Genomic DNA, 11,752 nt, shown 5'->3' with positions numbered 1-11,752 from the left:
AAGTTGGGCTGTCTACTTCACATTAGCATAAACGCTAACATATCATAAACGCTAACTTAGCATCAATGCTAAGCTGCGTGTCATCTGACCCCGGCCCAGCCCCATGCCCCGCCCCCGCCCCAATCCAAACAAAAGTCCGGAAACACTTCGAGCCATCGAAACGCTGCTCCTCTGGGAGGGGCAAGTCACCAATGAGCGAGTACGCCAAGTGTTTGATCTGCATATCACCACGGTAAGTCGATTGTTAACCCAATATGCTGAACTCAATGGAGGCGGCCTTGAGTACCGAAGCCATGTGCGCGGATACGTGGCGATGTCTGGCTTCAGACCCCTCCTAACCGAAGGGCTGATCGAAGAGTACCTTGCGTTTGAGCGCCCCCAGGAAGCTACAGGCTTTATCGAGAGCTCCCAGCTTATCCTCGGCGGCGTTGAACGACGCCACTTCGCACTGCTTAATCGTGCCTGCAGAGAGGGCAAGGGGCTCGTTGGCGAGCACCGTTCCATGCGCAACCCAGCACCTCGCACCAAACGACTGTTCCCTCATGCGCTGGTGCAGGCAGGCAGGCGCTGGCATGTTCGCGCATTTGTCATCGCCGAGGACGAGGCGGAAGCCGGACGCTTCCTGGACCTGTCTATAAATCGGCTGAGCGGCTTGAAACAGCTGGCTGATCCTCGGCCAGAGCGGGCCGAGCCTAGCCAGGACGCCGCCTGGCAGACACAGGTAGAGCTGTCGATCGTCCCCCATCCGCATCTGACACCAGATCAGAAGGATATGGTGCGTATCGAGTATTTCGGAGGTAAGGCAGCCTACAGGTTAAGAACCCGTGCAGCACTACTCCAATACCGACTACATGAGCTGCGCTGCGCCACCGATGCAGAGAAGGAGCCGCCGAACGAATTTCACCTCTGCGTCGACGATCCAACCGCGATCCAACCGTGGCTATTTGGCGAGCTGAATTAGCGGATGGCATGATCGTAGCCAAACTTGAGGCCCGGCACGGATACCGCGCTACCCCTGCCTGGGTAGCTACCCTACATAGCAACCGTATCAGATGGACGCCATTGGCATTCAAAGCCAATTCTCCGTCTGTACCTCAATGATCCGGTCGATGAGCCGTGCCCTCGTGTCCCTATCGATCGAGCGCCAAATGCAAACTACCGCCCCAGCTGCGGCATGGTCCGGGGCATTCAACTCTAGCCCTTCGCTTACTCGGCATTGAGGTGACCAATCCCTACCTAGGCGATTACTGATTGCCCACTTCATAAACTCATGGCACTCTGGGTTGGCATCATTCTGGTCACAGGGGGCTAGGTATGGGCAGTCTGCATCAAATCCACAGTCGCAACGGCTGTATCGGTGCCGGAACCGATACGAAGCCAGAGGATATCGACGCTATCGTCACGGCGCTTCGTAAGGACGGGCGTGGTCATTTGCTGCTTTACTTTCACGGGGGCCTGGTCGACAAGGCCGCGGGTATCGGTATTGCCCAGCGACTTGAGGGGCGCTTTTCTCAATCGGCCTATCCGGTTTTTTCCGTGTGGGAGTCGGGTTTCGTTGAAACGATCCGCAACAACCTGCGCGAGCTGCCGGATGAGCCGGTATTCAAGAATCTGGTGCGCAAGGCGCTAGAGCACGCGCTCCGCCGCTTGGGAGGTAGCAACGGCGCCCGGACCATCACGCCGGGCAACGTCGATGCAGAGAAGGTCCGCCAGGCAGTTGATACATATTGGAGCGATCCCAGTCGCAATCACGTGCCCTACCGTGATTTCAAACCTGTAGTTGGGCCCTCAGGTGCGCGTGCGGCGAGTGCGCTGATCGACGACGCCGAGATCGAAGCCGACTTGCAAACCGACAGCGAGTTTGTGGTCGCCATGCAAACCCTGCCAACCGCGTTAGACGAAGCACGCGATGCATTCATCGGGGGAGGAGCGAGCGTTCGAGATACCCCGTTCTCGCAGGCGGTATCAACGCAGGTCGCCGGGATCGAGGGAGGCCGCGGGTTGATCGTCTGGTTCAAAGTTGCCCTTCTGGTGAAGCGCATCCTGCAGGGTGTTCTGCGTCGGTACGCGGATCAACGCGATCACGGCCTGTATGCAACGGTCGTAGAGGAAGTGTTGCGTGGTGTTCATTTTGGTGGCAGTGGACTCAATGAATGGGGCAAGGCACTCCAGTGGAACCGCATGAAGCAGGACTCACTCGATGCGTTCGGCGACGGCTCCGACCTGTATGCCGGAACTGCGCTGCTGGAGCGGCTGCGTGCCGCCCATGCCTCTGAAGGGCTGCTATCGAGGATCACTCTAGTCGGCCACAGCACTGGCGCCGTCTACATCGCCAATTGGCTTGACAAGGCATCAGAGCTTCTGCCGGCCGAGATTGCATTCGACGTCGTGTTCCTGGCGCCCGCCATCACCTACGAGCGCTTTGCCGCCACGATCACCCAACATGGCGATCGCATCCGTCACTTCCGCTTGTTTGGCATGCGCGATGAATTCGAACGGGACGATCAGGTCGTCGGAGACGACTCTAAATTTCCCAATGGGCAGGACTGGAAGCGCTTCATCTATCCCAGCTCCCTCCTCTATCTGGTGTCGGGTGTCCTCGAATCGCGCCAAAATTCCGACGGAACGCTCGTCGACGAACCGGACATGCCGCTGCTGGGCATGGAACGCTTCTTCGCTTGGCACCACATCTACTCAGATAGCAAGTTTCCCGAAATAGGTGCAGTCCGCGCGTGGCTCGGAGCTGCACCGAACCGTACGATCTGGTCCAAGTCCCAAGGACAGACAGCAGGCTTGAACAGCACAAGCATTGATCACGGAGCTTTCGACGACGACGAAGATACGCTGCTCAGCGTTGAGAGCCTCCTCGGCGGATGGTGACATCTTCGAGAGCACGCCAAAGGTGCCCTTGTGTACGCAACAGGGAGAGATGTGGACATGCCGCGAGATGATCACTACGCGATCGTGCTGACAATTAACCGCTATCCCGGCCTGAGTGACCTCCATGGACCTGAGAACGATGGCGAAGAGTTCCGGCAATGGCTCCTCGATCCGGAGTACGGCGACCTGGACACCCGACGTATCCAAGTCATACGGTCGCAGGATTATGGCGTGGCAGCGACCCCGGACGACGCAAACCCGACCGAGAAGGAGCTCAAGAAGGCGCTTAATCTATGGCTGCGCACCCCGAACGGATGGCATGACCGCATTGGACAGCGCTTGTATCTGTTCTTCGCCGGACACGGGTTCACAGCAGGTTCGACGATCCACGACCCGGCACTATTCTCGGCCGTCGCGCAAAACGGCGATACGGCGCATATCGCCGTCCTACGTTATGCGTCGAAAATCGCCAACGCGGGTTTCTTTGATGAAATCATCCTGGTAACGGACTGCTGCCAGGACGTACTCAAGGCGAGCCAGGTGCTCGAACCGACTTGGACCCCGCCGGACCGGCAACGAACGGCACACGTCCGATTGTTCCAGGCGTATGGAGCGCCGCGGGGACGTCAGTCCTTTGAGCGCAACATTGGCCCGGCCGGGCAGTCTCGCGGCCTGTTCACTAGCGTCCTACTGGACGCGCTGCGCAGCGCACCGCCTGACGCCGACGGATGGGTGACGGATCGCGCCGTCGCGGACTACTTCCAAGTGCTATGGGCCGATCGCTACGAACAGGAAACCGGATACACGCCACCACTGACTCCCGCAACGAAGCGGATTCGAATATATCAGCGCCCGGCGTCGGCGCCAGCTTCCGCGCTCCCACGCCGGGTTGCCGTCGACCTGAGCCGCATCATTGCTAAATCCGCGGCCATCGACCGGCAACCGGATCCTGACATCTCTCCTTACCCACCCGCGCCGCCCACCGACATGGCGCCAAATGGGCAGCTACGCAGTAGCCAGCTTCGCCAGCTCGAGCATCCCATCGTGGAGCTGACCCCGGGTCTGCATCTCGTCGTTACACCAGGGAATCTACCCGACCTCGCCTTCGAGGTTCCCTACCCGGTGCTGCCAGCTGCAGGCAACACCCCTCCCGTTGCTGCACCTATCGACATGCCCGCTTTGCGAACCGACCAGGTTGCAGCGCAGCCGGTGGTGTTGAGGACGGACAATCCCAACGCGCAGATCACGGTGCTCGATGCTAGCTACGCTCGTGTCAGCATCGGTACGGGAGTGGTCTCGCTGTCCTTAGCTCCGGGACTCTACAAAGCCCTGGTGCACGTCGGGGCCGAATCGACGCAATCGCTGTTCGTTGTGGCGGATGCGCCCCTCGACCAGCGGTTGCCCGGGCCCGAATTTTCCGCGGCTGCGCCCGTCATCGGCACGTCAACCACGCACGAATATCAGTCCCTTCATGCCGCTGAATACTCGATGATTCCGACGGAGCCAAGCCGCGATCTCAGCGAAATCGGTGAGGTCTTTGTCTTCGCGCGCGACTCCAGTTTCAGTCCCGACGGGGCTCTAAACCCCGCGCCACCGTGGCGGCAGTGGCACCTCAGTTCCATTGTAGGGGCAACCTTGGAGGAGCGCCTCATCCACAGTGGTACGGACGACAGGCTCGGCTACGCCTACCTCAAATTAGCAGCAACAGCTGGCAGCCTCGCACTGCGAACGGCCAGCCCTTGGGGCGAGTCGAATGAAGACGGACTGGTCGTCCCGGTGATTAAGGGGTGGCGTACCGAGATCTACCTTGACTGTACCTCAGCTCCGCCAACCCCTCCGATGGTGGACACTCAGGGCGCACGAATGCTCGACTTGGCGACTGCCTCCATCCATCTGATCCGGATGGGAAGTGCGTCACTGCTGTTCGATCCGATCGGGCTTGCGACGGAGGCGGCGCGAGCGCAGCTTACAGTCGGCCGTGAGGTGGCGGTGCCATCAACCGAGCAAGCAATGGCCAGCCCGATGTGGGCCTTGTACGCGGCCCTCGCTGCCTTCCAGCGGGGCGGGCAGCACATCGATAGCGTTGGACAATGCGTTGCAGCCGTTCCTAAGGAAATCAGGGAGGGTCTATCCGATTTTGCGGTGCTCGCGCAATGGCTAGGCCTGTCGAACGTGGCCCATCCGCTCCGTAACCCACCCGCGCTGGCGGCCTCATGGAGCCTTGCCTCAAAGCTGGAGGCGCGAGGCGGACTGGCCTCCGAACTGTTCGAGGAGATCGGCCAATGGCGGTCCGGTGGGAGTCTATGGACTCTCTGGCAGCGTTCGGTTGATGACCGCTGGTTGTTGCGAAATCGGCTTTCTGTCCAGGCTATGGGCACTCTGAAGGGTAATGCACAGGGGATTGACGACGCGGCAACCCCGCAAGTGCTCGCCCCCGCCTGGTCACTGGACACCTGGGTTCCGGTCGAAGACGGCCTGAGGTGTCCTAATCCCACCCATAGCCCCTTCCAGCAAGCACTCCGTCGGCGTCTTCTGGATGCGCTGGCTGAGCGCCACACCGATGCCGACAGCGACGCCTTCACCACTGTGTCGCTGCCACCCGAGTCCGATGTCTTCGCCTTGGCAGCGGAGCTCATGCTGTCGCCGATATACGCCATGGCCGCCTATAGCAAGCTGTATGCGGAAGCCCGCCGCCAATCCGACCTGGGCCCTCTCATCGAGTGGGTAACGGTGAACGGAGATGAACCCGACCTAGACTCGACAGCCACCAAGTCGAAGCGCAGCACTCACCTGCAATCAATGGACGACTACTGAGAGGCGAATCGTAAGCGCGGCCTTCACGCGAACCCCGTCCAAGTATTCTTAGCGGTGTCTAGGCAAAGTTGCCCCAAGTCACTGCCGACCTGCGTTGCCAGCCCGAAGCGGTTATAGGTCAAGAATCTAGATGAGGTGCGACGCCCGGCCTACAGGATGACATCCTCCCGCGTGATAGGCGGCTCTCAAGTAGCGCCATTTCTTGGTGGTCCTTGTGCCTTCGCTGTGGCAGTTTGCGATTCGGACCTCACACTACTCACATAGAATGCTGAAATGCCGGTAAGCGCCAATCTCGCCTACGACCTTCTCAAGACCGTGAGCAAACTGGAATTCCAGCTCCGACGGCACGGGGACTTCTTCCGGAAAGACCGGACGGGGCAACCGACGTCCGACGTGGCTTGGCGCAAGGTGCAAGAGCGCGTCCGAAAGTTGGGCGACGATTTCGCGTCAGAGGTTCCTGAGTCGGCGCGTGCGCGCCTTCTCTGTCAACGCGATGAGCGCCCCATGAAGCAGATGATTATTGAAGAGAACGGGAACTTGGTGGCCCGCTTTTGCCCCTGCCCATTGGATGCCGAATCGGATGCGGTCGCGCTGGTGGAAGCCATGCGGCAAGTCCGCAACAACCTCTTCCATGGTGGCAAAGAAGATTCGGAAGTGGATCCGTACGAAGAAGACAACGATTGGGTCTACGCCGCGACGCAGGTTGCGATTGCTCTCCAGCATGCGTTGTCTAACGGACGGCTCGACAATCGCGAATGAAACCACCTCACGAAACTCTCGGGACGGCCCTAGGCCGTTGACGAGCGTGCAGCAAGGGGCGACGCGGCGATTGGCATAGCGCTAGCTAAGGCGAGGGGTGCCGACTAAACGCAGCATTGGCCGGGGGCATTCATGGTAGGTCGGTCACATCAGATCCGTAATTCTGAGATCATCTGGGTCCGATCTTCTGAACCAGGCACGCTTGCGCGCCAAAGGCCGATGCTCGAATGATCGCGCACCTCGTCGAACTATCTCTCGCCCAAGGAGCTCAATAGCTGACTGCTTCCATGATCCTCTGGATGTAGTGACTAGTACGACCTTTTTCCCAGGGAACATGTTGCTCCTAACAAACTCCCAAGCCGGCGGCGCTGGGCAACCACGCCAGATGGGTGTTCCCAAATAGATAGCGTCATAGGGAGCTAGATCCATCCACGCGGGATTTATCCACGCGTCATCAAGACCCCCATCAGCCATAGCATTCACCCACCCGGCCAAGCCCAATGAGTAGTCAAATGCTTCGACAGCACGCAGATCGGCGTGTAACTGGTTCGCCAGATAACTAGAGGCTAAGGCGGTGTGCCCAGAGCGAGAGTAGTAGACCACCAGGGCATCGGGTAAAGGAGATCTCGATGGGGCCGGAGCCTTTTGCTTCTGAAGTTTCTCCAGCCTTCGTCGCGCTGCCCACACGACACAGCAATCAATCACCTTGATCCCAGCGGCAAGCGCGACGATGACTACGACGAGCTTGGTGATTAGCATCATTCAGTACTCTCCATCATGCACTCCCGCGTTACTTCTGTAGTCGCTCTGCGAGGTACTGCACTCAAGGACATTGCATGGTCGAACACCCGCGATCGTCGCCATCTACTATAGCGAGCGGCTAATAGTGAAGCTTCCGAACACCGGCGACTGGCGCTGGCCATAGAACTCCCGGGTGCTGTGGTAACGCGCCATTGCGAATTTCCAGCGCCCGCGCATCACCGCGATGCCGTAGCCGCCTTGGGCGACCACGTGGCGCTTGTCCACGCTGTGGCTGTTGCGGAAGGTATTGCCGTCCAGAGTGATGTCGCGGATTACCCATGCCGCGTCGGTGGTCGCAAACAGGTGCCAGGACCAGCCGCTGGGGCGGCCACCACGGGTCGGCGCGGTGTTTTCACCGGCCGGACGCAGCGGCGTGCTGCCGAAGTCGTCGGGCAGCTTCCAGCCGAAGCGCACTTCACCACCGGCATTGGACTTGGTTTCCAGGTTGCCGATCGCACCGCCGTAGTGGCTGATCGCATCCCAGCCCCAGCCGCCGGCATTGACGCTGGCATCGGCCGGCCAGCGCCGCATGCGCTCATGGGTCAGCATGAACACCGGTTCGTTGTGCAGCTGGTTGTCCCAGCCCTCGAACTTCTTGTCGCCCAGGATGTTGTGCACCGCGTCCTGCACCTGCTTGCCCTGTGCCCAGGGGCCGACCACACCCACGGCCAGCTGGGTGGTCTGCAGGCGGTCGCCGCTGCGCGCGTTGAAGCCGAAGCTGGCCAGCAGCACGCCGGCGTAGGGCCGGTCGTCCTCGATCAGGTCGCGGCGGGTCGGGTCGGTGGGGGTGAAGATGCCCTGGCCGATGCTGAAGATCATGTTCTGCTGTTCGAACCTGCCCGGGTGCAGGCCTTCCAGGTACTGGTTCACCCAGCGCGCCATGCGCGGCAGGCAGGGGTCGTCGGTGTAGTCGACCAGGTTGGGCGAGACCAGGGTCAGCTGCGCGCCGTTGGTATAGCCCTGGTCCTGGTGGCGGCCACCAAACAGGTCGTTGTCGGCGCGGAAGCTGATATGCGGCGGGTGGTCGCGCATCGCGTCCGGGCCACATTGTTCGGCCGCCTGGGCCACCGGGGCTCGGGCAGCGGCTAGGAACACAAGTGCCGCCATCACAGACAACCGACTAAGCGCCAGTCTTTTCATGGGCTTGCTGCCATTGGACTCAATGTGAGGTTCAATTGAAGATCTAATGCGCTGTCGCAGTAGACCCGGAGGAAGGGGTTTGAGCCATACACCAGGCCATCAGCCGGCCGCACGCCAATTGCTTTCAAAGGCGGCGCATCCCTGCAGCAGTATCTAGCGCTCTTGGGCTCGCCAAGACGTTCGCCTGAGCAAGAGATCGTCCAGGCCCTCTCTAAGTGCAGCAACAGCCGGCGCCCCAGGTGCTGACCTAGACTGAAGGGCACGTCACCTCGCTGCGAAGCAACGTCAGCCGCTCAAGATGGACGTTTCAGAATCACAGTCAGTTTGTTGATCTCTGACTGAGAGAATGGCCACCCCGCCAGCAACTCCGCATCATGTGAGGTGGGGCATAGGCGCTCGGCGGGCTCGCCAGATGCGTCCAGGAATGACTCCGGTCACAGCGAGTTTTGTGGAAGGCTCCCAATCGCAGGGCTAGTCTCCGTGCTGAGCACGGAGGCACCACCGCACTAGCTACTTACGCCGACCTGTCCACGCCGAAATGGAGCTACGAAGCAATCTAATGGCCCAGACTGCGACAACCGACGCGCCGATGAGGCCTGTGACTGAGTCCAGCCATGTCACGTCCCAGATCATCCCCACGACAAGTGCAGTAATTGCGAGTGCCGTTACAGCGGTGTCCGTAGCGACGTGAAGATAGGCCGCACGAAGATTGGGACTCCTGCGCGCACCGGGCCCCTTCTCGTCAGCATGGCGCTCATGCGGAACGTGGCAATGATCAACCGCAGCACCTTCGCGATGGTAGGCAGAATGTAGCCACCGCGCTGAGAATATATTTGTAATCAAACCCGCAACGGCGATGGCAAGCGCTTCTGAGTACTGAACAGCCTCTGGCGCATGGAGACGCTCCGTCGATTCATAGGCCATCGAAGCGGCAATCCAAAGCATGATCATCGCGCTTACGCTCGCCGCGATGAGCTCAACCGCTAGCACCCGAGCCGCGCGCTCTGGGCGGCTCTGATTCCGCTCAGCGTACCAAGCGATAGAAAGTGCGAACAGGAGTACCAGCACGTGAGAGCTCATGTGCCAGCCATCTGCGAGAAGAGCCATCGAGTTGAAGGCCCATCCTCCAGCAATTTCGACGGACATCATGACCGCAGTGAGAGTCGCGGCCTTCGTAATTGCCCGTGCGTTGCCGGTGCTCTGTACGCCCTGCAGAGTCCGCTCGTGCATTGCGTTGGGGGGAAGCAAGGACATGGTCGAAGACTCCAGGCTCTGAGCGAAAATGTATACGCCGGTGGCGTACTGTCAGGAAGTACCGCCCCTTGCATGCAAGGGGCGGCATTTACACTACTTAGGAGAGAACGCCGCTGAGTCGTGCAGCATGCGCGGACAGCGCATCCATGAGCGGCGGGTTCAACACGTCGTACGGCTCCAGGGACAGAGCCTTCAGGCGGCTACGGACGCCGTCCATCTGTTCCGGCCTTGCGCCGCCGCCTTCGATGATCGAAGACACGAATGCGGCGAAGCGCGGTTCTTCCCAGCCCTTCTGTTCGGACAGTTCAACGTGAATGAAATCCAGGCCGTAGAAGGCATGGGACTTGTTCTCGATGCGGCCAAACATGTGGACACCGCAGTCCTTGCACGCGTGGCGCTGGATGGTCGCAGCCGGATCGACAATCGCCAGCTTGTCGGCGTTCGCCGTGATCGAAACGGTATCGCGGGGAACGACACCGACCACGGAGAAGATGGCGCCTTCCGGCTTCCAGCACTTGGTGCAACCACAGGCGTGGTTGTGGGCCACATTGCTTGCGACGGAGATCTCAACCGGCTTGTCAGAGCACAGGCACTTCAGCGTGCCGCCCTTGAAGCCGGCGGTTCCGGCAACGACGCCGGAATCGACCGAGGGATGGATAGTTTGGTGTTGCATGGACTTAAACTCCTATTGTTGGAAGTGCAGCACCGGTTGCCCGGTGCTGCGGTGCATCAGTAGTTGATGACAGTACGAATGGACTTGCCTTCGTGCATGAGTTCGAAGGCTTCGTTGATTGCTTCCAGGCCCATCGTATGGGTCACGAACGGAGCCAGATCGATCTCACCCCGCATGGCGTCTTCGACCATGCCAGGCAGCTGGCTACGGCCCTTCACACCACCGAAGGCACTGCCAATCCAGCGACGACCGGTCACGAGCTGGAACGGACGGGTGGAGATCTCCTGACCAGCACCGGCCACACCGATGACAACGCTCTGGCCCCAGCCGCGGTGTGCACACTCCAGCGCAGAACGCATCACATTGACGTTGCCGATGCACTCGAAGCTGTGATCGACGCCCCAGCCGGTCATCTCAACGATGACTTCTTGAACCGGACGGTCGTAATCCTTCGGGTTCACGAATTCGGTTGCGCCGAACTGCTTGGCCAACTCGAACTTGGACGGGTTGGTGTCCACTGCGATGATGCGACCAGCCTTCGCCTGACGAGCACCCTGGATCACCGCCAGGCCGATGCCACCGAGGCCGAACACGGCCACGCTGTCACCTTCCTGCACCTTGGCCGTGTTGTGCACCGCACCAATGCCAGTGGTGACACCGCAACCGAGCAGGCAGACGTGCTCCGGATTCGCTTCCGGATTGATCTTGGCCAGAGAGACTTCGGCCACGACGGTGTACTCGCTGAAGGTCGAGCAGCCCATGTAGTGATACAGCGGCTGGCCGTTGTAGCTGAAGCGGCTGGTGCCATCAGGCATCACGCCCTTACCCTGCGTGGCGCGTACGGCAACGCACAGGTTGGTCTTGCCGCTCTTGCAGAACAGACACTCACCGCATTCTGCGGTGTACAGCGGGATGACGTGATCGCCGGGCTTCACACTGGTCACGCCCTCGCCCACTTCGACAACGATGCCGGCGCCTTCATGGCCCAGCACCACCGGGAACAGGCCTTCAGGGTCATTGCCCGACAGGGTGAATGCGTCGGTATGGCAGACACCGGTGCTGGTGATCTTCACCAGTACTTCGCCCTTCTTCGGCGGAGCAACATCGATTTCGACGATCTCGAGCGGTTGACCGGGACCGAATGCAACGGCTGCACGGGATTTCATGTGAGTTCTCCTTGGGTGTAACGAGATAAGTGCGACAACGGTCTTTGGGGCGAGCTTGATCAGTGGAACATCGGGCGCGCCGCCCCTGGCGCCGGCTCTAGAACGCGTTTCAATCAGGTCGAATGCGCCTACAGCATTCTTCTTGGCGAGCTGTTGGGACCAAGTATTGGACTTCGATGGATTGCTGTATATGGAATAGATTGGATTTCATAATTCCTATCCTTGGAATTATTAACTCACAGCTCCGCCCCCCAGCTCGCCCGCA

General features: G+C 60.1%; 9 protein-coding genes. 4 read left to right on the top strand and 5 right to left on the bottom strand.

From position 1 onward, the window contains the following. Positions 1 to 103 precede the first annotated feature (103 nt). The 4 genes from AC3ITW_RS10970 (at position 104) to AC3ITW_RS10955 (ending at position 6,453) form a co-directional block, all read left to right on the top strand. Positions 104 to 961, top strand: a complete 858-nt coding sequence (locus tag AC3ITW_RS10970) for a BrxR family helix-turn-helix transcriptional regulator (RefSeq protein WP_146027645.1) — start codon at positions 104 to 106, stop codon at positions 959 to 961. Between the two features lie 353 nt (positions 962 to 1,314). Beyond that, entirely contained in the window at positions 1,315 to 2,880 is a 1,566-nt protein-coding gene (locus AC3ITW_RS10965) for a hypothetical protein (RefSeq protein ID WP_164171419.1), read from the top strand. Between the two features lie 57 nt (positions 2,881 to 2,937). After that, positions 2,938 to 5,694: a caspase family protein gene (locus AC3ITW_RS10960; RefSeq protein WP_164171420.1), complete on the top strand. Its 2,757-nt coding sequence runs from the start codon at positions 2,938 to 2,940 to the stop codon at positions 5,692 to 5,694. Positions 5,695 to 5,967: 273 nt separating this feature from the next. After that, entirely contained in the window at positions 5,968 to 6,453 is a 486-nt protein-coding gene (locus AC3ITW_RS10955) for a hypothetical protein (RefSeq protein ID WP_017354472.1), read from the top strand. Positions 6,454 to 6,597: 144 nt separating this feature from the next. Here the strand turns inward: AC3ITW_RS10955 and AC3ITW_RS10950 are convergent, their stop codons facing one another. The 5 genes from AC3ITW_RS10950 to AC3ITW_RS10930 form a co-directional block, all read right to left on the bottom strand. Next, positions 6,598 to 7,212 carry a flavodoxin family protein gene (locus AC3ITW_RS10950; protein ID WP_442245956.1) on the bottom strand — a complete coding sequence of 205 codons (615 nt, stop codon included), beginning with the start codon at positions 7,210 to 7,212 and terminating at the stop codon, positions 6,598 to 6,600. Between the two features lie 108 nt (positions 7,213 to 7,320). After that, positions 7,321 to 8,361 carry a lipid A deacylase LpxR family protein gene (locus tag AC3ITW_RS10945; protein WP_164171421.1) on the bottom strand — a complete coding sequence of 347 codons (1,041 nt, stop codon included), beginning with the start codon at positions 8,359 to 8,361 and terminating at the stop codon, positions 7,321 to 7,323. A 543-nt stretch (positions 8,362 to 8,904) separates the two neighbouring features. Next, positions 8,905 to 9,648: a cation diffusion facilitator family transporter gene (locus AC3ITW_RS10940; RefSeq protein WP_099596065.1), complete on the bottom strand. Its 744-nt coding sequence runs from the start codon at positions 9,646 to 9,648 to the stop codon at positions 8,905 to 8,907. 97 nt (positions 9,649 to 9,745) lie between these two features. Continuing rightward, positions 9,746 to 10,321: an S-(hydroxymethyl)glutathione synthase gene (gfa, locus tag AC3ITW_RS10935; protein WP_005413334.1), complete on the bottom strand. Its 576-nt coding sequence runs from the start codon at positions 10,319 to 10,321 to the stop codon at positions 9,746 to 9,748. 56 nt (positions 10,322 to 10,377) lie between these two features. Then, positions 10,378 to 11,487, bottom strand: coding sequence for an S-(hydroxymethyl)glutathione dehydrogenase/class III alcohol dehydrogenase (locus AC3ITW_RS10930; RefSeq protein ID WP_005413335.1), 1,110 nt, complete (start codon positions 11,485 to 11,487; stop codon positions 10,378 to 10,380). Positions 11,488 to 11,752: the final 265 nt, after the last annotated feature.

This window comes from Stenotrophomonas sp. KH_052 (assembly GCF_057838755.1).
This window is presented reverse-complemented; position numbering and strand designations above follow the sequence as displayed.

What these genes read in the sequence shown, in the direction of transcription:
- AC3ITW_RS10970 (WP_146027645.1), top strand. Translation starts at nt 104, where the DNA reads ATGCCCCGCCCCCGCCCCAATCCAAACAAAAGTCCGGAAACACTTCGA.
- AC3ITW_RS10965 (WP_164171419.1), top strand. Translation starts at nt 1,315, where the DNA reads ATGGGCAGTCTGCATCAAATCCACAGTCGCAACGGCTGTATCGGTGCC.
- AC3ITW_RS10960 (WP_164171420.1), top strand. Translation starts at nt 2,938, where the DNA reads ATGCCGCGAGATGATCACTACGCGATCGTGCTGACAATTAACCGCTAT.
- AC3ITW_RS10955 (WP_017354472.1), top strand. Translation starts at nt 5,968, where the DNA reads ATGCCGGTAAGCGCCAATCTCGCCTACGACCTTCTCAAGACCGTGAGC.
- AC3ITW_RS10950 (WP_442245956.1), bottom strand. Translation starts at nt 7,212, where the DNA reads ATGCTAATCACCAAGCTCGTCGTAGTCATCGTCGCGCTTGCCGCTGGG.
- AC3ITW_RS10945 (WP_164171421.1), bottom strand. Translation starts at nt 8,361, where the DNA reads ATGGCGGCACTTGTGTTCCTAGCCGCTGCCCGAGCCCCGGTGGCCCAG.
- AC3ITW_RS10940 (WP_099596065.1), bottom strand. Translation starts at nt 9,648, where the DNA reads ATGTCCTTGCTTCCCCCCAACGCAATGCACGAGCGGACTCTGCAGGGC.
- gfa (WP_005413334.1), bottom strand. Translation starts at nt 10,321, where the DNA reads ATGCAACACCAAACTATCCATCCCTCGGTCGATTCCGGCGTCGTTGCC.
- AC3ITW_RS10930 (WP_005413335.1), bottom strand. Translation starts at nt 11,487, where the DNA reads ATGAAATCCCGTGCAGCCGTTGCATTCGGTCCCGGTCAACCGCTCGAG.